Source organism: Burkholderia sp. SJZ089, from assembly GCF_007828315.1.
Classification (GTDB): Bacteria; Pseudomonadota; Gammaproteobacteria; order Burkholderiales; family Burkholderiaceae; genus Burkholderia; species Burkholderia gladioli.
In genome coordinates, this window is record NZ_VIUM01000021.1 from 1 (window position 1) to 21,189 (window position 21,189).

Sequence of the window (21,189 nt, forward strand, 5' to 3'; positions counted from 1 at the left end):
TGCGGCCATCACCACGTCGGCAACATCGGCATCCTCGGCGTCGACAAGGACGGCGCCGAGTGGTACCAGATCTCGCTGGGCGGCGAGCAGGGCACGGGCGCGGACGGCCTGAAGCTGGGCCGCGTGATCGGCCCGTCGTTCTCGGCGCATGAAGTGCCGGACGTGATCAGCACGCTGGTCGACACCTTCGTGGAATCGCGCATCGACGGCGAGCGCTTCATCGATACCTACCAGCGTATCGGTCTCGCGCCGTTCAAGGAACGCGTCTACGCGGCCCGCCAGCCGGCCCACGCCTAAGCAACGAGGAATTAGCAGATGGCTTCGATTATCAAGAACCGCGCCGTGATCGACGACGCATGGCAAGTGGTGCGGGCTGCCGAGGACGGCGCCCTGCCCGCGGTGAACGCGCTGCCGGCCGGCAAGCTGCTGGTGCCGCTGGCCTACTGGCAGGCCGAGCGCGAGGCGCTGGTCGCCGCGCGCGGCAAGGACGAACTGGGCGTGTGGCTCGCGCCGGACAGCGAACCGGCCGAGCTGGTCGCCGATTTCGACAAGCTGACGGTGATCGCGGTGGACTTCCCGCGCTTCGGCGACGGCCGCGGCTACAGTACGGCGCACCTGCTGCGCAATCGCCACGGCTGGACCGGCGAGCTGCGCGCGATCGGCGACGTGCTGCGCGACCAGTTGAACTACATGTCGCGCTGCGGCTTCGACGCCTTCGCGGTGCGCGCCGATCGCGACCCGCATGATGCGCTGAACGCCTTCACGGAGTTTTCGGAGCGCTACCAGGGCGCGGTGGACGTGAGCTTGCCGCTCTTTCGGCGGCGGTTCGCGGTTTGAGCGGGAAGAGGCTCCGCGCTATCGCTTGCCGAATGCCTCACCGATCATCAGGAGCGACGGCTGGGAGGGGGCGAACCAACTGGCGGCTGCACCCATGCTGATCTCATGCAGCGTCGATTCCAGGATCCGCTGCCGGTGGGTGCTGCATGACTCGACCACCACCACCGGGGTATCCGGCGCTCGTCCGGCCTGGAGGAATTGTCGGGCGATATCCGAGGCGCGTTCGCGTCCCATGTAAACCACGTGTGAATCGGCGTCCAGCGGCGGCATGCCAGGCGCCGAGCCGCTTGCGTGGCTGGCAGTCGAAAAGCACACGCTGCGTGCAACGCCGCGAAGGGTCAGTGAGCGGCGTATCGCGGCCGCGCCTGCGAGCGCCGTGGTAATGCCAGGGACGATTTCGAAGGGCAGCCCGGCAGCCTCGAGCGCGCGCATTTCCTCGTCCGCGCGGGCATACAGCATGGGATCTCCGCCTTTGAGCCGCACCACGACCGGATATCGGCGGCCGGCGTCGACGATCATCTCGTTGATGTCGGCCTGGTCCACGCCGGCCTGCCCATGACGTTTGCCTACCGCGATGCGAATCGCTTGTGGCCGGGCAAGATCGAGCATCGCGGGTTCGATGAGCGCGTCGTGGAGCACCACATCGGCCATGCCGAGCACGCGCGCACCGCGAAGCGTGATCAGGTCGTCGGCGCCCGGGCCCGCGCCTACCAGATAGACCTTGCCCATTGTCTCAGCCGGCAAGCCATTCGGGCCTGGCCGGGCAGCTTGCCGAATCGACGGGAACGGATTGCATGCGTTTGCCCTTGCGCGAGTAGAAGGATCGATATGACGATCGGCGATGACAGTCTAGGGCGTGGCTGCACACGCGAACAATACTGTTTTTCGATTGCTTCGATACCAAATTGATATGCAGGAGCGAGAATGCCGGAAGGTCCACGCCGCGATCCGAAGGTGTCGACCCGCATCAGGAAGCGACCATGGCGCGAGCACGACGAGACGCCGACATCGCGCGCCTGGCCGCTGGCACGACGACGATCGATGGTGCTGGCGACTCACTCCAACTAATGAATATTCCCCATGAATTTCACCCATCTTCTCGCTTTTTACGAGGTTGCGCGGGCCGGCAGCGTGAGTGCCGGCGCGGAGCGTCTGCATGTCAGCCAGCCGGCCGTGACGCGGGAGATCCGCGAACTCGAGCAACGTGTCGGGCTGGTCCTGTTCGATCGTCTGCCGCGTGGCGTTGCCTTGACCGAAAGCGGCCGGGTCCTGTTTCACCATGCAAGCAGGATCTTCACGCTGGCCGATGCGGCTGAAGCCGAAATGAAGGAACTTGCCGGCATCGGCAAGGGCCACCTGAATATCGGGGCAAGCGCGACGCTGGGCGTCTACCTCGTGCCCGGCTTGATTTCAAGCTTCAACGCCGCCTATCCGCGAATCGGCATCGACTTGACTGTCAGCAACACCGAACGTGTCGAGGCTGGGCTGAGGGACTCGAGGTTTTCGCTCGGCTTCGTCGAAGGTCCCTTCGACGCAAGCGTGCTGGATGCGCGATCGATCGGCTCGGACGAGATCGCGGTTATCGCGGCCGCCAACCATCCGCTCGCCGGCAAAACGGTGCAGCCCGATGATCTGGTCGATCAGGTCGTGATCATGCGCGAACCCGGGTCGGGCACGCGCGCGATCGTGGAGGAGGCTTATGCGAAACGAGGGCTGACAATCATGCCCTTGATGTCGGTCAGCGACACCGAGGCGATCAAACGGATGCTGATCGCGCAACACACGCTTTGCTACGTCTCCCTGCTGAGCGTCACGGACGAATTGCGGCGCGGGGATCTGGCCGTGGTATCCGTCGACGGCTTGCGCATCGAGCGCGCGCTGCATCTGGTCTGGTTGAAGGGCCGGTCGCTGTCGCCTAGCTCACGGGCGCTGATCGACCTGGTGAGTGCCAGCGTCGGGGCGCCCGCTTAGCAGGCGCGCACAGGTAGCACGCGGTTGAGGCGTGGGTGATGCTCGGCGGCCGTGACATAGCGACAAGTCATGCCTCATATCGCAACTTCGTATTATTCCGGGCGCGATCGTTTCGCTAAGCTTTCTCCATCGATTCGACGCTCAAACGAGACGAATCGACCGCGACGAATATCCCGATTGCCGGGTGCTTCGGCGGTATCGATGGAATGTCCATTCAATCCCATTGAATTGATCGAGGAAGCGAATCATGAAGAAGTCTGCGATGGTCCTGTTGGCCACGGCGGCGCTGGTCGGCCCCACCTTGTCCTTTGCGCAATCGACAGGCGCACTGACGCGGGCGCAGGTCCGCGCCGAGCTGATTCAGCTCGAACGCGCCGGATACGATCCGGCTGGTGGTGACGATGCCAACTACCCCGAGCAGTTGGAGGCGGCGGAAGCGAAGGTTGCCGCACAAGAGCGTGGGGCGAACCAGGCGCTCGGCAGCGAGCCGGCGACCCGTAGCGAGGCCGGGCTCGCGAAGCGCCGGGTTCCGCGCCTGTTCGCGTCGCCGGGCGTCCGCCCGTCATGTGTCGGTCCCGCCAGCTTCTGTGACATCTACTTCGGCGGCTGACCGATGATGTCCGTACCGATCTCGTACCAATCGGATTGGCGTGGCGGGGCCCGGCAAGACGCGAACATCGGCCGGATTCTGTTGGTCGAGCACGATGACAAGGTCGCGCGGAGGATCACGGCGTCTCTGCATCAGGAAGGGTGGTGGGTCGAGCATGCGCGGGTAGCACACGACGCGCTGCATCGAACGATCGGCGGCGCCTACCGCCTGATCATCGTGGCGTTCGATATGCCGGGGATCAATGGCATGACCTTGATCACCGCGTGGCGAGCGATCGGTATGAGTGCGCCGATCCTCGCCCTCGATGCGGCAAGCGACACCGATCGATGCGTGCGAATGCTACGCTCAGGCGCGGACGATTACCTGTCCTTCCCGTTCGTCGACGAGGAGTTGGCGGCCCGCGTCATGGCACTGCATCGCAGGCAGTCGCGTGTCCGCCCGTCCTCGTCCGCCGAACCGATGCCGCAACTCCATGCGCCAGGCATCACGCTCGACCGGATCAGGCGAGTGGCATTGATCGATTCAACCCTGGTGATGCTTCGGCCGACGGAATTCCGGTTGCTGGAATTCATGATGTTGAACCCGCAACGCACCGTTACGCGCCGGATGATTCTCGAAGCGGTCTGGCAGCGTAATTTCGATCCGGGCACCAATGTCGTCGAGGTACATATCAAGCAGCTCCGGAACAAGCTCTACGATCGTGATGGCAGTCGTTTCATTCGAACGGTGCGTGGTGCGGGGTATTACTTCATAGGCAAGACGTTCCATCAGCCGTGCTCGTCCTCCTGGCTTGTCGGGTCTCATGCCAACTAGGATGGCTTACGCAGCTGTCCCCGGTCTGTCGGAGGCGTTGCACGTCGACCATCCGCCGCGTGGGAGTGCGAAAGCCCATCGGCTGACTCCAGCACGGGTTTTGCGGCGTAGCGGGTTCGATCGAGGCCGACGAGGACGTTAGCCGAAGAGCGAATCGGCCGCGATGATGCCATCATGGCCAGCCTCAGCCAGGGTCACGCGGGCCGGTGCAGTCGGCTCTTGCACCGGCATTCGTCGATTGCCTGAATTGCGCAGCGGCCTCTTCAACCCGCTTGAACGGATCGCTCTAGATAGGTGGACAGCACCACGTAGGTACGTGTCGTCGATACACCGGGGATCTCGTAAAGACTGGAGAGAAGGGCTTCCAACGCACGTGCGTCTTCCGTTCGTATCTTCAGCAGCATTGAGGTATCGCCGGCGACCGAGTGAATCTCCTCGACCTCCGGGCAATTTGAAAGCCTCATCAATTCTGGCGTTTTCCCCCAGCCCTTGGTATCGACATGGACGAAAGCGAGCAGCGAGCGTCCTATCGCTTGCGGACTGATCTGCACGGAGGTCCGGCGAATCACGCCCGAGCGCCGCAAACGCTTGACGCGTTCATGCACTGCTGGCGCTGAAAGCGCGACACGCTTTCCAAGTTCCGCGTAGCTCATGGTCGCGTCCTCGACCAACACGCCTAATAATTTTCTGTCGACGGGGTCGAGTGGCGTGGCCTGATTACGGTTCTGCCGAACATCATATTTTTCTTCGTTCATTCTTTATCGACTCCAGATTTCGGGTTGTTCGTTAGGCTATCATGAGAAATACAGAACAATATTCCGCATCGGCGGGCGCTCGCAATTCATCATGCAACACAACGATTCGTTGGAAGCCGGCATCCGGAAACGAAGCCTTCCTGCTTCGGTGTACGTATTAACGGCCAGCGTGGCGGTGATCGGCTCGAACTCGCTGGTCTTGGGCCCGATCGCCCCTTTGGTCGCGCTGTCTCTCGGAAGCTCGGTTCCGAACGTCATGATGGCCATGGCGGCATTCGGGCTTGGCGCGGCGGCCAGCGCCTTGTTTCTTTCCCACTACATCGACCGCCTCGGGCCCGCGCGCGTGCTCAGGATTGCCATGGGATTACTGCCGTTGGCCTTGCTTCTCAGCGCCGCGGCGCCATTCGTTTCGGTGCTTGTCTTGGCTCAGTTGCTTGCGGGGGTGGCCTCGGGCCTGGCCCTGCCGGCGATTTACACGAGCGCCGCAGTCATTGCTCCGCCGGGGCTGGAAAGCAAAACCGTCGGCGTGGTGCTGGCCGGATGGACGCTCAGTATGGTTGCCGGCGTTTCGGTTTCCGCGATGGTCGCCGATCTGCTTGATTGGCGCGCGGTTTATGGCGCAGTCGCAACGCTTGCCGCGATCGCGATCGTGTCCTTATCGAGAATGAAAGATCTCGGCGTTCGCGAGAAAGTGGCGGCTCCCGTTCCGCTATCCGCATTGAAACTGGCCGGCATCAAATCCTTGCTTGTGTCCTGCGGCGCGTTCATGGCCGGATTCTATGGAGTCTATGCGTTCCTTGGCGATTATCTTCGAAACGGATTGGGAGAGCCGCTGAGCGCGAACGGATTGCTTGCGATGTTCTATGGGGTGGGGTTTGGCGGCGCCGTCCTGTTCGAACGCCTTGTCAGTAAGGCCGCAGCTCGAAGCGCGCTTCCCGTGGCATTGGCGCTCGTGGCCCTGATCTATCTTCTGCTCGCGGTGGGTGGCAGCACCTTGCTGTCGGTGTTGATCTTGATGTTGCTGCTCGGCTTGGCCAATCACTACGGCGTGAACTTGTTCATCGTCCGGCTTACGGCAATCGACCCCACGAAGCGTGGCGCCATCATGGGTCTGTACAGCGCGGTCACCAACCTCGCCGTGTTTGCCGGTACCAGCAGCTTTGGTCAGATCTATTCGGCGGGGGGATTCGTGACGATAGCTTATACGGCAATGGCCTTGTCTCTGCTGGCCGCATTGGTTTGTGTTTTTTTTGATGGACTCAGGAGTGAGATTCGATGAACACGGTTGAAAAGGTTTTGACCACCGGGAAGACCCATACTACATTCAGCGGCGGCCCCGGCGTGCCGCGAGGGCATAATTCGCGCCTCGATATCGCATTGTCCTCGCATGCGCAGCCCAAGCCAGCACATACATTCGCGGCGATCCCGCCGCACCCGACAGCGGAGCAGCTTTTCGCCGGAGCCTGGTCGGCTTGTTACAGCATCGCTCTGACTGTCGCGGCGCAGGCCCTGCAGGTAACGATTCCTGCCGAGACCTCGGTTGATATCGAGGTTGATCTGTGTATCGGCGGGGCCTCCTATTTCATTCAGGCAAGACTCCTTGTCTGCCTTCCCGGGTTGCCGGAATCCGTCGCAACCGAGATCGTGCACAAGGCTGACGAGATCTGCGTGTATTCGAAGGCGACTCGCGGAAATATCGATGTCGAGTTCAAGGTAAGCGTCTAGCCATGGCTGTTCGGGAGGGGCCGTCGGATCAGGCGGCCCCTCGGCGTCAGGCCTGGTTGTCGGTAGCTTGGCATCAGGCTTTTGCTATCGAACGCATTGCCGACCACCGATGCCGCGAATCAGTCGGGAAGCCGTGCGGATGACGGCACCGTATGCCCATCGACGGTAGTGCCCGGAAAGGCCAGCCTTGGTCCCAAGCTCGCGTTGTTCTCCGCGGGGAAATTGAGCCTTGGCTTGGAAACGTGGCTGAGTGTGCGGATCTGGTCCGCGGAAAGGCTGACTTCCAGCGAATCGAGATTGTCCTTGAGTTGATCCAGACGCCGCGCGCCGATCAGGGTGGAACTCACCCCGCCTTGTGACCTGACCCACACGAGCGCCACCGTCGCGGGGCTCACGCGAAGGTCCGAGGCGATATCCGCGACGGCCTCGATGATATCGAAGTCGGCTTCGCTCGGAACGCCAACCAGCTGGGTGCGCTTGGTATCGACCTTGCCGCCATGGCCTCGACGGAACTTGCCGCTCAGAAAGCCGCTCTTGAGCGGCGACCAGGGCATGATGCCGATACCCATTTCCCGTGCCAGCGGAAACAGTTCGCCCTCGCTTGTGCGCTCGAGAAGCGAGTACTCGACCTGCATCGCGATGATCGGCGTCCAGCCACGAAAGCGGGCGATGGTCTGGGCTTCCGCGGTTTTCCAGGCGGGAATGTCCGAGAATCCGACGTAACGGATCTTGCCGGCGGTGACGAGGTCGTCCAGGCCGCGCAGGGTTTCCTCGATCGGCGCCGTTCTGTCCCAGTTGTGCAGCCAGTAGATATCGATGTAGTCGCTCTGGAGCCGCTTCAAAGAGGCTTCGCACTGCTGGACAAGGGCTTTGCGACCGGCTCCGCCGCCGTTCGGATCGCCAGGAAACAGGTTGCAGTAGAACTTCGTGCTCAGCACGAGTTCGTCGCGTCTGACCTTGTTGTGCTTCAGGTAGTCGCCGACGATGCGCTCCGAGTGTCCGGCGGTATAGATATTGGCGGTGTCCACGAAGTTGCCGCCGCGATGCCGATACTCGTCGAACATGGCGAACGACTCCTCCGGACTGGCGCCCCAGCCGAAGTCTTCGCCGAATGTCATGGTGCCGAGGCAGTACGGGCTCACGCGCAGGCCGGATCGTCCGAGCGTGACATAGTGATTGAGTGGCATGAATGTTTTCCGATCGGATAGGAGAGTCAGTCGATGTGGGTACCGGTGAGCTGCTCGCTCAGTTGCCAAAGGCGGCCCGCGGACACCGGGTCGGTCGCGCGGGGGCGCACGCCGTGTAGTTCCGTGGATTGATCGTCAGGCAAGGCGCGGGCGATATCGCAGTCCGCGCAGTAGACGCCGCCCATGTCGTCGAGTTGCGGGCTGGTGGCGCACCAGACCGTCGTCGCGGCGCCTTGCTGTGGCGTTTTTTTATTGTTCTGCGGATCGATGATCGGTTTGCCGTCCTTGTCGATGACCTGGCTGGCCGCGAGCTGATCGTGCGACATGTGCCGAACGAGATCCGTCACGATTCCTCCCGGATGGACGGAAAACGCACGTACGCCCGCGCCTCGCCCGATCGAATCCAGCGCGACGGCGAACAAGGCATTGGCGGTCTTCGATTGGCCGTAGGCGACCCAGGGATCGTATTCCCGATGCTGGAAGTTGGGGTCCTGGAAGTCCATGCCGGCTCGACGATGGGCGAACGAGCTCAACGCGATCACACGCGCATGGCCCGATCGCGCGAGCGCCGGCCATAAACGACAGGTCAGCTGAAAATGTCCCAGATGATTCGCAGAGAACTGCGATTCATACCCGCGCGCGTCGCGGGCCAGCGGCGGCGCCATGACGCCGGCGTTGTTGACCAGGATGTCGAGGCGGTTGGTCTGGCCCAGCACGTAGTGCGCGAAGTCGTCGATGGACGCCGGATCGAGCAGATCCATGGCTTTCAGCGTGACATCGGGCAAGGCCTCCAAGGCGCTACGCGCCTTTGCCGGATCACGCGTCGGCACGAAGATCCTGGCACCGGCGGCGCTGAACGCCTTGACCGTCTCGATGCCGATACCGGCATAACCTCCAGTGACGACCACGGTTTTACCGCTGAGATCGATACCGCGAATGACTTCGTCAGCGCTCGAGGCAGGGCCGAAGCCCGAGCCGATCGGGGATTGCCGGGTGAACATTACCGTGCTCCTGGTCGATTTGAATCTCGACATGGTGGACCGATCGCTCAGTGACAAGAATTCGCCCGCGTTCACGTTTCATGCGCGGGCGTTCAATTTCCGATGATCCGCCTTGCTCCTGGCTTCGGCTTGGGAAGACGCGGGAGTCAGAAGCGGTGGCGGATGCCGAGCCGAGCGACCATCTGGTGTCCGTTCGACGAGGCCGTCTCACCGCTTAGCGCCGCGACGGCAGCGGCACCCGTGGAATCGCGGCCGCTCGCGACTTGATAGACCCCGGCCAGGTACACGTCGGTCCGATTCGAAAGCGTATAGGTGGCTCCCGCCGCGACCTGGTTGTAGTGAGCTCCGCCGACATTGCGGTTGATTTGACTGCTGTGCAAATAGTTGAAGGCGACGCCGGCCAGGACACGCGGTGAGACGTGGTATTGAAGGCTCGCCTCCAGATCGTTGAACTGTTCCGAAATGCCGCCGAGCGTGGCGATCCCGTCGAAGCGGATATTGGAATAGGTTGCGCCCAGGGACACTGGGCCGATTGCGTAGGTTCCGCCCGCACCCAGTACCGAATACGTGTTCGCACTGGCATAACCGCTGAATACGGGAGAGGAGGTGAGTCCATTTGACGTCGCGGTTTCGTTCGGGTTGCTGCCGAACAGGGAGGTGGCCGGATTGCGTACGTTCAGGTACGCGATACCGAGCGAAACCGCTCCGCCGGTGTAACCTGCGCCCACCGAATACACCTGATTTCTCGCCAGTGATCCCGGCGTGCCGCCAAGACTGTAGACACCGCCGACGCTGAAGCCTCGGTAGTCCGGGCTGCGGTACTTGATCGCGTTGTTGGTACGCCGGCCATTGTTGAAGTTGTCGAGATCAGAGGGATGGGCCGAATGTGCCGTGCCGACGTTCGAATCAGCGAACTCGAACTTGCCCACATAATCCACCACGCTGTCATATTGTCGGCCAAGCACCACGGTGCCGAGGCTTGCGCTCTTCAGGCCAACAAATGCCTGCCTGCCGAATTCCGCGCCGCCCTGGCCGAGGCGACCGTTGTTGAGTTCGAAACCGTTCTCCAGAGCGAACACCACGCGGAGGCCGCCGCCGAGGTCCTCGTTGCCGCGCAAGCCCCATCGGGAGCTATTCAAGCCGAATGTCCCGTCAAGCCGGTATACGCGGCCACCGGTATGCGCTCCGTTCTGTACATTGTTGGCGACTTCCAGGCCTTCGTCGATCAAACCGTAGAGCGTGACGCTGCTCTGGGCGTAGGCGCTGTGCGCGAAGGGGGATAGCAGTGTCAGCAGCAGCATCTTGTTCTTCATATGTGGTGTCTCCATGAGGCGTTGGTTTATTGGTCCGGGCTGCCTGGCAGGTTTCTGCCACCGCATACCCATGCGCGATCCCAACGCCTTGGTCATGCCTGCGTGCGTTGTTGAATTCGATCGTCAGATGTAGACGCAGGCCGAGTGGCATGTATTCCGATATGAAAATTAAAAAAATTTAATTTGTATTGCTAACTTAGTAGAAAAACGGAGATCCAGGTTCGAGTCGAACCGGTGGGGCATCTGCGCGACTCGATCGAAGGTTGATCAGCTTGGTTTTTTCTGGTACGCCGCAGTTATCTGGATTGACCGCCACATCCTATCCGGGTGGGAGCGCGTCCGTCGGTATGGCATCCAGTTGCACTCTGTTGCTAGCTTCGCTATTTCGTGCAAGCGACGACTTTTGGGGGCAGCAGAGAGCAATGCTCAGATTTGACGGTTTATCGCATGCGGCACTTTCAGCGGCACGGCTGCGCGTGCGACGTGATTCATAAATTGACTATCGCAGCACACTATATATCGATATTTATATCGCGCCTCTTGTCCCTGTCGCCGCCGTCATTTGCCCACGCTTCTTGGATGACTTGTGTTAGCGGCTCTTAATCAGAGTTTCCCTAGGATGGTGCTGAACAAGCTGAAGTGAAGGACGCAGTTGACCAACGCGGATGCCCCATTGCTGGGAGCATTCCGGCTCTGAAGGCCGAGCGGGCGCTATCTTTCGAGAATGCGTTGCAGCAGCGTGGCGAGACGAGCCATGTCGTCCGTCCCGAAGCCTGCGAACAATCGCTCATGAGCCTCGCGGAACGCCGCCGGCGCGCCGGCGGCCACAGCGTGTCCGCGTGCCGTCGGCACGAGTTCGACGACGCGTCGATCGGTCGTGTCGCGCCGGCGTTGCAGGAAACCGTCGCGCACCAGCCGATCGACCATGCAGGTGATGGCCTTGGGATCGACGCCGCACTGGCGCGAGATCTCGGCGGAGCAGACCAGCTCGGGTTGCGCGACTAGGTACAGGACGCGCGCCTGCCGGGCCGTCACCTGCAGGGCGTCCCACGTGCATCGCGTGGTGGTCTGGCGCAAGGCTAGGTCAGCGCGCAATAGCAGGCGACCGAAGGAGTGAGCTTCGGCGCTGGCACGTGAGCCGATTGCGGTTCGAGAGTTGTGTGTCATCGTGGATATCTTGAACGCGCTCGCGACTCAATCGGCTGGCTCGTCAGGGCGCAGCAGCAGGAAGGCGAGATCGACGACATGCTCGGCGCTCTGGCGCGGCGCGACGCTCGACTGTTCCGCCAGGCTGCGGATGAAGAAGCCCATCAGGCTGGCGTGCGTGAAGGCCGCCAGTTGCGCGATATCTGCGCTGGTCTCGAGTTGTCCCTGCACGCGCGCATCGGCCAGCGCGTCGGCGATACGCTGCTCGGCGGCCCGCCGCCCCGCATGCATCTTTTCCCAGAACTCTCGCGTCTCCTCGGATACTTCGCAGCGCGAATACACGATACTGTAGATGCGCCGCGCGACACCCTTCGACAACACCCGCGCGAGATGGCGGACCAGCGCCCTCCGCAACCGTTCGAGCGGATCGGGCTCAGGCGCGTGCCAGGCGATCAGGAACGGATCGACGGGCAGCCCCGCATGCTCGAGCATGGCCTCGAACAAGGCGGACTTGTTCCTGAAGTGCCCGTAGACGGCGCCGCGCGTGACGCCCGCCACGCCGGCGATATCGGCCAGCGAGGTATGCGACAGGCCTTGCCGCAGGAATGCCTGGACTGCGGAGTTGAGGATCCTGGCGCGCGTGTGCATGGCCTGCTCCTGTGTACGTTTCATCGATTCCTCACTATTTCGGACGACATCAATGCGAATAGCTCGTCTGGGAAACACTGATTAATATGCAATCGCGCGAGGTGGTCGACGACGTTGGAGAGAATGGCCAAATACCGAAGCGAAGCGTCTCCCATTCGAAGAAGTTCGGTCCAGAGATCCGCCTTTTTTTCTCGCATTTCTCACACGCATGACGGACTTCTCCCATGAATCGGTCGAAGCCGGTTCCATTTGTCGTTTCATCGTCGTGGGCTCGTTCCGTGAACTATCTTCCACGACGTTTTCGGCTGTGCCAGCGATGACCGTCGAGCCGGATAAATCAGTGTCTCCGCAGCGCAATTAGTGATGCCATTCCCCGAGAGCAGTCGAGATACATCAGGCAGCTCAAGCACATAGAGAATCGATTAGACGCCGATGGCACGTAAATAGGTGATGCCACCGCAGACCTGGTGTCATCGCACAGCGCTTTGCTTCGGAAACCGTATCGCGATGATGAGCCCACCGCCCGCCGCGTTAGAAATATGCAGCGAACCGCCGTGATGGCGAATGAGCCGGCGCACGATGGCAAGGCCCAGACCGCTGTGTGCAGTGCCACCGCGTGCGGGGTCAAGTCGGACAAACGGGCGGAGTACGCGCTCGAGGTCAAGCTCGGACACGCCGGGCCCGTGGTCACGCACCACCAGTCCGTAATGCTCGTCACGCGCTACCGTGGCGATTTCTACAGGCGGCTCGCCGTAGGTCAGCGCATTTTCAACGAGGTTCGAGAGAATGCGATCGATATCGACGACGGGCAACATGAAGTCTGGCCCAGCGCGTAGATCGAGCCTCACGAGAGTATCGGATTCCGCTCCACCGCCAGGGCGGAGTGCCTCGGTGTAATTGAGGCGGCAGTATGAGTCTACACTCGTCTTCGAGGAGTCCTCAGGGCTTTCGCGGGCGAAGTCTAGAAACTGCGTAATGACGCGCGACATGGATTCCGTGTCGCGCAGAAAGCCTGCGCGATCACCGACATCGGCTAGCAGATCCGCACGCACCTGCATGCGTGTGAGCGGAGTGCGCAGGTCGTGTGCGATGCTCGCGAGCATCACGGCGCGTTCACGTTCGGCCTCGGCCAGTTCGCGCGTCATATCGTTGAAGTCGTCTATTAGCTCGCGCACCTCGCGCGGTCCGCGCCTGCGCACAATGCCCGCATGATGGCCCATGCGATGCTCGCGCGCCGCAGCAGCCAAGTCGTGCACCATCCCATTGAATCGCCAGGCGAGCACGATGGCGACCAAGATGGCAAACGCCAGTACCAAGACCAGCGCGCCGGTGAAGCGGTTCAGTGGCACCTCGGCTTGCGGCAGCACTATGCCGCGCATGCTTCCTGCGGGTAGAACGCGTAGCGTGCCGTCGCTATCTATTGCTACGTGGGTGCCCGGCGGAAGCAGGTGCCGAAGCTGTTGTTCGATGGACCCGATCGTATCTTTGCGGAAGCGCTGTGCCTCGGCGGCCGGTAGTTGCTTCAGATCCACGAACGAGATACCGAGGATGCTCGCTGCGGACCGTTCGCTTTCCTCGACCCGCTCATTCATGTGAGCGGCCGCTTCCACGACACGCGAAATATGGAATGCGGCGATGCTCGCACGGGTTCGATCGATCAGCAACAGCGACGTGATGTGAACCAGCACGAGAAGACCCACCGTAGTGATGACGAGCCGTCCGAACATCGAATCAAATGGATTCTTCATCGGCTGGGCTGTCCGGAATAAACATGTAGCCAACACCGCGCATGGTTTGCAGCCGTCTTGGATTGGATGGGTCGTCCTCGATCAGACGACGTAGGCGCCATACCGGCACGTCGATCCCGCGTTCCGTTATTTCGGCATCTGGACCGTGAAGCAACTCTAGGAGCCGAGTACGCGAGAGCGTTTCCAAGGGGTGCGAGGCCAGCACCTCAAGCAGCGCGTATTCCCCCCCGGTGAGCTTCACCGGTGAGCCTTCGCATAGCAGTACGCGGGTCGAGAAATCCAGTTCGAAACGTCCGAATCGGCACGGGGCGCGTCTCTGTTGAACCACAGCAGTTTGTGGCGGTCCGTGGCGGCGCAGCACCGCGTGGATGCGCGCGAGCAATTCCTGGGGCATGAATGGCTTGCCGAGATAGTCGTCTGCCCCAAGCTCCAGCCCCAGCACGCGGTCTACCCCTTCGGCGTGTGCGGTCAGCATGATGACCGGAATCGTGTCGCCTCGCGCGCGCAGTCGTTTGAGTGCGACGAGACCATCCACGTTCGGCATCATGATGTCCAGAACAATGATGGACGGCCGCTCGCGCTCCAGTCGCAATGTTAGGTTCGTAGCGTCATGCAGAACGGAAAATGCGACGCCGCGCTGCTGGAAAAACTTGCGCAGTAGGTCGCGTAGTTCAGCGTCGTCATCGACGAGCAGGACCTGCAAGGAGGCGTCGGGAAAGGCAGATGTGCACACGTCGGGTGTTCATGATTGTGTGAGAGCAGGTTAATGGTAGCGGGGAGTGGGTGCGACTGGCTTTCGAAAAATTAATGAGTTTTGCACCCATCTGAGATAAACAGCGCGCGCCTGCTGTTTTGCTTGCCGAAAGCACACCTTGCCTATTTCATTTTCTCGGCTCGTTACTGGATAGCTAGTTTTGGTAAGCACAAGAAAATGCGCCATCGGTAGCGTTACGCCTTGCCCATCACCGGTTCCACTGAGTTGCTGCGGACGAGCCCGGTGCCGTCCCGTTCTCGCATCGCTCGATGCCGCGATACCCAAACAGGTCAAAGATGAAGATGCCAATCCTCCCAAACCACATGCGCCGTCGCACGACGTGCACGTCGTGCCGGCTGTTTGCTGTACTCGCGATACTCGGCACTGCCGGCTGCAACAGGCAAACAGGAGCGTCGCCCGGTGACTTAGCCGCTCAAGCCGCTCAGGTGGGCGTGGTCGTGCTTACGCCACATCGCATCGTCAAAACCGTCGAGCTTTCCGGCCGCCTTTCTTCGCATAAGGTATCCGACGTTCGACCGCAGGTGGGTGGCATCATCCTTAAGCGCCTGTTCGTGGAGGGCAGCGACGTGAAGGCGGGCCAAGTGCTCTACCAGATCGATCCAGCCACCTACCAGGCTGCTTATGATCAGGCGCGCGGCACGCTCGAAAAAGCCCGCGCCACGCTCGCCTCGGCGAAGACGAAAGCGGACCGTTACACGGAACTCGTGAAGATTAACGCTGTGAGTAAGCAGGATTACGACGATGCCGTCGCCGCCGTCCGAGAAGACGCCGCCGACGTCACGGCCGACAAGGCGTCGCTCGAATCTGCACGCGTGAACCTCGACTACACACGTGTGCGGGCACCCATTTCCGGGCGCATTGGTGCATCCAGCGTAACCGAGGGGGCGCTCGTCACCTCCGATCAGACCACTGCGCTCGCCACCATTCAGGCGTACGACCAGATGTACCTCGACGTCACGCGCTCCAGCACTGAGTGGCTGAAGCTGCGTAAGGCCTTCGCTTCCGGTCGCTTGAAGAAGACAGGAAGCGACAGCGCAGCCGTTACGCTCGTGATGGAAGACGGCACTGAATATACTCACCTCGGCACCCTGCAGTTTTCAGGCGTGACCGTGGATGCAACTACGAGTTCGGTTACACTGCGCAGCACATTCCCGAACCCCGAACGCGAATTGCTGCCCGGCATGTTCGTGCGCGCCCGTCTGCAAGAAGGCGAGAACGATAACGAGATACTTGTGCCACAGATGGCCGTAACCCGTGCATCGGACGGCAAAGCGAGTGTCTATGTGGTGGATGCGGCTGGCAAGGCCCAGCAGGTGCAGGTGGTGGCTGACAACGCATTTCACGACCAATGGATCGTAACGTCGGGTCTGCACACTGGCGACCGCGTGATCGTGAGCGGCCTGCAGAGCGTGAAAGCGGGCGCGCCGGTCAATGTGGTGACCGAAACGCCGCAGACGCAGGCGAACACGGCACCCGCGACAGACACGGCCTCGACCGTGTTGGCGCGACGCTAGGCGGAGAATGGCATGGCAGAGTTCTTCATCAAGCGCCCCATTCTCGCGTGGGTCATGGCCATCGTCATCATGCTGGTGGGTGCGGCGGCGGTCACGAGTCTTCCCGTTGCGCAATACCCCACCATCGCGCCCCCCTCAGTGCAGGTGACGGCCACCTATCCCGGCGCCTCCGCCGACACCGTCGCAGCAACCGTGACTCAGGTGATCGAACAGAAGCTGAGCGGCATCGACAATGTGTTGTATATGTCGTCCACTAGCAGTTCCGCCGGGCAGGCCACCATCACGCTGACATTTAATCCCGGTACTAATCCCGACATCGCACAGGTGCAGGTGCAGAATAAAGTGACACAGGCCACGCCTACCTTGCCCGAAACTGTGCAGGAACAAGGCGTGCAGGTGGCGAAGGCGTCGACGAACTTTCTCATGATCGTCGCGCTGTCGTCGCCGGGCGGCACCTGGAATTCTGTGGATCTTGGCAACATCATCGCGACCCGGATTGAAGACCCGCTCGCGCAGTTGAACGGCGTTGGCGACGTGACGCTGTTTGGCGCGCAGCACGCCATGCGCGTCTGGCTTAACCCGGTGAAGCTACACAGCTTCGGACTCACGACCTCGGACGTGACCACAGCTATCACGAACCAGAACGTCGAGCTTTCCACCGGGCAGATTGGTGGCTCGCCAGCAACCGATTCGCAGGCCATCAACGCGACCATTCGTTCGTCAAGTCTCCTTACTACCGCCGACCAGTTCGCTAGCATCCTGCTGCGCGTGAACAGCGATGGTTCGCGCGTGCTACTCAGGGACGTGGCGCGCGTGGAGGTAGGCGGCGACAGCTACGACACCTCGTCGCGTCTGAACGGCAAGCCGGCATCCGCGCTTGCCATCAAGCTCGCCACTGGCGCTAACGCGCTGGACGCCGCCAAAGCTGTTCGCGCGAAGCTCGCCGAAATCCAGCCGCAATTGCCGAAGGACGTAGCGATCAGTTACCCGTACGACACCACGCCGTTCGTGCGTATCTCGATAGAAGAGGTGGTGAAGACGCTGTTCGAAGCCGTGATGCTGGTCTTTCTCGTGATGTACCTGTTCCTGCAGAACGTGCGCGCCACGCTGATTCCCACCATCGTGGTGCCCGTTGCGCTGCTCGGCACGTTCGGCGTGATGTCGATGATCGGTTTTTCGATCAACGTGCTCTCCATGTTCGCGATGGTGCTCGCCATTGGCCTGCTCGTCGACGACGCCATCGTGGTGGTGGAAAACGTCGAGCGCATTATGAGCGAGGAGAAGCTCAACCCGAAGGAGGCCACCCACAAGGCGATGGGGCAGATTACCGGCGCGCTGATCGGCGTGACCACTGTGCTCACTGCCGTCTTTATTCCGATGGCGTTTTTCTCAGGCTCCACGGGTGCAATCTACCGGCAGTTTTCCATCACCGTCGTCTCGGCGATGCTGCTGTCGGTCATGCTCGCGCTCACGCTCACGCCGGCGCTTTGTGCCACCCTGCTCAAGCCCACTGACGTGGAGCACCATGAAAAGCGTGGATTCTTTGGGTGGTTCAACCGGTGGTTCGCAAAGAGCAATGCTGGCTACCGCTCCTCGCTCACGCGCGTGGTCGCGCGACCCGCGCGCTACATGCTCTTCTACGGCGTGATTACTGGTGTCGTGGCGCTACTGTACGTCACATTGCCTTCTTCGTTCCTGCCTGACGAAGATCAGGGTTACTTCATCGTGTCGATTAGCGCGCCTGCGGGAACGCCGAGCTCGCACACGCTGAAGACGGTGGAAGCGGTGGAGCAGTATGTGTTGAAAGACGAGCCGGGCGTCAAGCAAGTGATCGCTATCAATGGCTTCAGCTTCAACGGGGAAGGACAAAACAACGCCATTGCGTTCGTCGGTCTCAAGGACTGGAGCCAACGGGGTGCCCATGACAGCGCGCAGGCCATCATCGCGCGCGCCAACCAACATTTCGCCGGCAATCGAGAAGCGCGTATCTTCGTGCTGAATCCGCCCGCCATTCAGGAATTAGGTACACAAAGCGGTCTTGACTTTGAGATAGAAGACCGCGGCGGTGCGGGCCACGACGCGCTGCTCGCGGTACGAAACCAGTTTCTCGGCATGGCATTGAAGGAGCCGACGCTCTCGATGGTGCGCCCATCCGGTCTTGAAGATACGCCGCAATTGCAGGTGGATATTGATCGAGAAAAAGCCAACGCGTTGGGGCTGTCCATCTCCGACATCAACGACACGCTGCAGACCGCGTTCGGTTCGTCTTACGTAAACAACTACATCGACACGGGGCGCGTGCAGAAGGTCTATGTGCAGTCGGACGCACCGTATCGCATGATGCCTGACGACCTTGGGGATTGGTATGTGAAGGCAAGCAGCAGTTCGTCGGGCTCGCCCAGCTCATCAAGTTCGTCGTCTTCATCGATTTCGAGCACCACCACAAGCACGACGGGCTACGACTCCACGATGGTGCCATTTTCGGCGTTCTCTAAAAGCCATTGGACGTTCGGACCGCCGCAGATCGAACGCTACAACCGGCAGCTCGCCATGGGCATTTCGGCCGCCACGCAACCTGGCGTGAGCACCGGCGAGGCCATGAATGCTGTCGAGCAACTCGCACACAAAATGCCGCCCGGCTTCGCTCTGGAATGGACAGGTCAGTCCTACCAGGAGAAGCAAGCCGGCTCCCAGGCAACGACGCTCTATGCGATATCTCTCGTCGTCGTGTTCCTGTGCCTTGCAGGTCTCTACGAAAGCTGGTCGATTCCGATCGCGGTGTTGCTCGTCGTGCCACTCGGTGTATTGGGAGCGCTGCTTGCCGCTCATGGGCGTGGACTTTCAAACGATATCTACTTCAAGGTTGGACTGCTGACTACCATCGGGCTTTCCACGAAGAACGCTATTCTTATCGTCGAATTCGCGAAGGATCTGCAGGCGCAGGGGCACAGCCTCGTGTACGCCGTGCTCGAAGCAGCTCACATGAGGCTTCGGCCCATTCTCATGACGTCGCTCGCGTTCGTGTTCGGCGTGCTTCCGCTCGTCATCAGCACGGGTGCAGGTGCTGGCGCGCGCCACGCCATCGGCACGGGCGTGGCGGGAGGAATGATCGCAGCCACGGTGCTCGCCATCTTCTTCGTGCCAGTCTTCTTTGTCGTGGTGCGTAGACTATTCAAGGAACATGGTCACACCACGGAGTTCGCTGACACCAACGAGGGCAACGCATGAAACGCACACTGATCGCCCTTCTTTGCGCCGGCGTGCTGGCAGGCTGCACACTGGACCCGACATATCATCGGCCGTCCGCACCCGTCGACAGAACCTGGTCCACCGCGCCCGCACCGGCGCAGCAGAAGGTCGAACCGAATACGGCTCCGGTGCCACTGGCTGCCGAGATCGGCTGGCGCGATTTCTTTAGAGACCCAAGCCTGCAAAAGCTGATTGAGCTCGCGCTTGCAAACAACCGCGACATGCGTATCGCCGTGCTCAACGTAGCACAGTATGAAGCGCAGTACCGCATCGCACGTGCCAACCTTGCGCCTACCATCAGCGCATCCGGCTCGGTCACACGCGAGCGCGCGGAAGGGTCCACGAGCGCATACAGCTCAAGCAGCGCGAGCGTGGGGCTTACGTCGTGGGAAATCGACTTCTTCGGCCGACTGCGCAGCCTGAAGCATCAGGCGCTGGAGCAATACCTCGCCACGGACGCGGCATGCACGAGCACGCAGATCAGCCTGATCGCGACGGTTGCCACGGATTATCTTCAATTGCTTGCCGACGAGGCGTCGTTGCAGATCACGCTGGATACCGTGGATGCAGACCGCCACACCTACGATCTCACGGTAAGCATGATGAAGATGGGTAGTGCGTCGCTTCAGGACGTGCGCCAGTCCGAGAACTCACTTGCCAGCGCGCGATCGAGCCTGGCTTCGTACACGCGTGCAGTGGCGCAGGACCGTAACAACCTAGTGGCCGAAATCGGCGGGCCGTTGCCCGACGATATGCCGCAAGGCCATTCGCTGATGGAAAGCGACAACATATTCGCGGACATCGGCGCAGGCGTGCCGTCGGATCTGCTCACGCGGCGGCCCGACATTGTCGAAGCAGAGCATACGTTGAAGGCCGCCAACGCGAACATTGGCGCGGCGCGCGCCGCGTTCTTTCCGAAGATCGAGCTAACGGCTTCCGCAGGTACCACGAGCAGCAGTCTCTCGAATCTGTTCAAGGCGGGTACTGGAGCCTGGATGTTTGAGCCGTCCATTTCGGTGCCCATCTTCGACTTTGGCTACAACCGCGCCACGCTCGATGTAGCGAAGATCGAGAAGGACATCGACATCGCCAACTACGAAAAGACCATCCAGACGGCGTTCAAGGAAGTGTCGAATGCGCTCGCCGGACGCACGACGTACGTCACGCAGGTGGCGGCGGATCGCGACTACGTGAACTCTGCGCAGCAGTACTACGACCTCGCACAGGCACGCTACCGTAGCGGCACCGATAGCTTCTTGACGCTGCTCGACGCGCAGCGCACGTTCTATACCGCGCAACAGCAGCTGGTAACGGACACGCTTGCTAAGCAGTCGAACCTTATCACGCTGTACAAAGTGTTGGGTGGCGGATGGTCGGAGACGAGTGTGATGGCGCTGCGGTAGCGAGGGCATTTTTATCCGCAGATCAAAAGCCATCCGTGTAGGAGGCCGGTTACACCAACTACTTCATACGAAACTTGAAGTAATCGCGGGTGTCCGATTACATTTCGACTGGCCATGGTAATCAGAGGTAGCCGCGCAAGTTCGGACAGTTGGGTAAGTGGGACGCTCGTGGCCTGAACCAGCGATAATGAAAGCAAAGATGCCGTTCGTGCGCGATCTGAGGAACGGCCTCTTCGAAGGAATCAATGAAGAGGACGCCCTCAATCTGATGGCTCTGCTAAGCAAGTTCGTACATTTGAACAACGAGCAAAGCCGAGCCCCCTCAAACCGTGAGGCAATTTATATCGGGATGCAGCGAAATTCCTAGACTGGTTTATACCGGAAGATCCGGCAACTGAGTGAATAGCCACTCGGGCGCATGAGTTATCACCCGCCGTGTAGTCCGAGTCGTGTAGCCAGTCGCGCGTTACTTCTGGTCTCTGTCATCTCGAGCT

17 protein-coding genes and 2 pseudogenes are annotated in these 21,189 nt (G+C 61.0%); 10 read left to right on the plus strand and 9 right to left on the minus strand.

Annotation, left to right across the window (positions count from 1 at the left end; genetic code table 11):
* Positions 1-297, plus strand: a pseudogene (locus FB600_RS30390) (nitrite/sulfite reductase); the annotation flags it as partial.
* An 18-nt stretch (positions 298-315) separates the two neighbouring features.
* Positions 316-837: a DUF934 domain-containing protein gene (locus tag FB600_RS30395; protein WP_046578589.1), complete on the plus strand. Its 522-nt coding sequence runs from the start codon at positions 316-318 to the stop codon at positions 835-837.
* A 21-nt stretch (positions 838-858) separates the two neighbouring features.
* Here FB600_RS30395 and cobA read toward each other — a convergent pair.
* Positions 859-1,566 (minus strand): annotated as a pseudogene (gene cobA, locus FB600_RS30400) (uroporphyrinogen-III C-methyltransferase); the annotation flags it as partial.
* A gap of 351 nt (positions 1,567-1,917) precedes the next feature.
* Between cobA and FB600_RS30405 the strand changes: the two are divergent.
* The 3 genes from FB600_RS30405 to FB600_RS30415 all read left to right on the plus strand — a co-directional run bounded on the left by FB600_RS30405 (position 1,918) and on the right by FB600_RS30415 (position 4,231).
* Positions 1,918-2,808: a LysR family transcriptional regulator gene (locus tag FB600_RS30405; protein ID WP_145757890.1), complete on the plus strand. Its 891-nt coding sequence runs from the start codon at positions 1,918-1,920 to the stop codon at positions 2,806-2,808.
* A 247-nt stretch (positions 2,809-3,055) separates the two neighbouring features.
* A complete protein-coding gene (locus FB600_RS30410) occupies positions 3,056-3,418 on the plus strand; it encodes a DUF4148 domain-containing protein (protein ID WP_096749289.1) in 363 nt (120 codons plus the stop codon).
* Between the two features lie 3 nt (positions 3,419-3,421).
* Positions 3,422-4,231, plus strand: a complete 810-nt coding sequence (locus FB600_RS30415; RefSeq protein ID WP_145757891.1) for a response regulator transcription factor — start codon at positions 3,422-3,424, stop codon at positions 4,229-4,231.
* A gap of 263 nt (positions 4,232-4,494) precedes the next feature.
* Here the strand turns inward: FB600_RS30415 and FB600_RS30420 are convergent, their stop codons facing one another.
* On the minus strand, positions 4,495-4,986 hold the full coding sequence (locus FB600_RS30420; RefSeq protein ID WP_098154229.1) for an Lrp/AsnC family transcriptional regulator: 492 nt from the start codon (positions 4,984-4,986) through the stop codon (positions 4,495-4,497).
* A 91-nt stretch (positions 4,987-5,077) separates the two neighbouring features.
* Between FB600_RS30420 and FB600_RS30425 the strand changes: the two genes are divergently transcribed.
* Positions 5,078-6,265: an MFS transporter gene (locus tag FB600_RS30425; protein WP_145757892.1), complete on the plus strand. Its 1,188-nt coding sequence runs from the start codon at positions 5,078-5,080 to the stop codon at positions 6,263-6,265.
* Complete coding sequence (locus tag FB600_RS30430; RefSeq protein WP_098154227.1) at positions 6,262-6,711, plus strand: OsmC family protein; 450 nt, start codon at positions 6,262-6,264, stop codon at positions 6,709-6,711. Before FB600_RS30425 ends, FB600_RS30430 begins: the two co-directional genes overlap by 4 nt.
* Before the next feature lie 119 nt (positions 6,712-6,830).
* Here the strand turns inward: FB600_RS30430 and FB600_RS30435 are convergent, their stop codons facing one another.
* The 7 genes from FB600_RS30435 to FB600_RS30465 all read right to left on the minus strand — a co-directional run bounded on the left by FB600_RS30435 (position 6,831) and on the right by FB600_RS30465 (position 14,487).
* On the minus strand, positions 6,831-7,898 hold the full coding sequence (locus FB600_RS30435) for an aldo/keto reductase (RefSeq protein WP_098154226.1): 1,068 nt from the start codon (positions 7,896-7,898) through the stop codon (positions 6,831-6,833).
* Between the two features lie 26 nt (positions 7,899-7,924).
* Entirely contained in the window at positions 7,925-8,899 is a 975-nt protein-coding gene (locus tag FB600_RS30440; RefSeq protein ID WP_046578577.1) for an oxidoreductase, read from the minus strand.
* 146 nt (positions 8,900-9,045) lie between these two features.
* Positions 9,046-10,212 (minus strand): porin, encoded by a 1,167-nt coding sequence (locus tag FB600_RS30445; protein ID WP_098181111.1) that lies wholly within the window; start codon positions 10,210-10,212, stop codon positions 9,046-9,048.
* Positions 10,213-10,923: 711 nt separating this feature from the next.
* Positions 10,924-11,289: a MarR family winged helix-turn-helix transcriptional regulator gene (locus tag FB600_RS30450; RefSeq protein ID WP_160293639.1), complete on the minus strand. Its 366-nt coding sequence runs from the start codon at positions 11,287-11,289 to the stop codon at positions 10,924-10,926.
* Positions 11,290-11,406: 117 nt separating this feature from the next.
* Positions 11,407-12,030, minus strand: coding sequence for a TetR family transcriptional regulator (locus FB600_RS30455; RefSeq protein ID WP_098181109.1), 624 nt, complete (start codon positions 12,028-12,030; stop codon positions 11,407-11,409).
* Positions 12,031-12,476: 446 nt separating this feature from the next.
* Positions 12,477-13,754, minus strand: a complete 1,278-nt coding sequence (locus FB600_RS30460) for an ATP-binding protein (RefSeq protein WP_098181108.1) — start codon at positions 13,752-13,754, stop codon at positions 12,477-12,479.
* Entirely contained in the window at positions 13,738-14,487 is a 750-nt protein-coding gene (locus FB600_RS30465; RefSeq protein ID WP_145757893.1) for a response regulator, read from the minus strand. The genes FB600_RS30460 and FB600_RS30465 overlap by 17 nt, the downstream gene beginning before the upstream one ends.
* A gap of 317 nt (positions 14,488-14,804) precedes the next feature.
* Between FB600_RS30465 and FB600_RS30470 the strand changes: the two genes are divergently transcribed.
* The 3 genes from FB600_RS30470 to FB600_RS30480 are packed head-to-tail and all read left to right on the plus strand — an operon-like array spanning position 14,805 to position 20,695.
* Entirely contained in the window at positions 14,805-16,043 is a 1,239-nt protein-coding gene (locus FB600_RS30470; protein WP_145757894.1) for an efflux RND transporter periplasmic adaptor subunit, read from the plus strand.
* 12 nt (positions 16,044-16,055) lie between these two features.
* Entirely contained in the window at positions 16,056-19,271 is a 3,216-nt protein-coding gene (locus tag FB600_RS30475; RefSeq protein ID WP_145757895.1) for an efflux RND transporter permease subunit, read from the plus strand.
* The gene (locus tag FB600_RS30480; protein WP_098181104.1) at positions 19,268-20,695 is read left to right on the plus strand and encodes an efflux transporter outer membrane subunit; all 1,428 of its coding nucleotides are present in this window, start codon (positions 19,268-19,270) and stop codon (positions 20,693-20,695) included. Before FB600_RS30475 ends, FB600_RS30480 begins: the two co-directional genes overlap by 4 nt.
* Positions 20,696-21,189 lie beyond the last annotated feature (494 nt).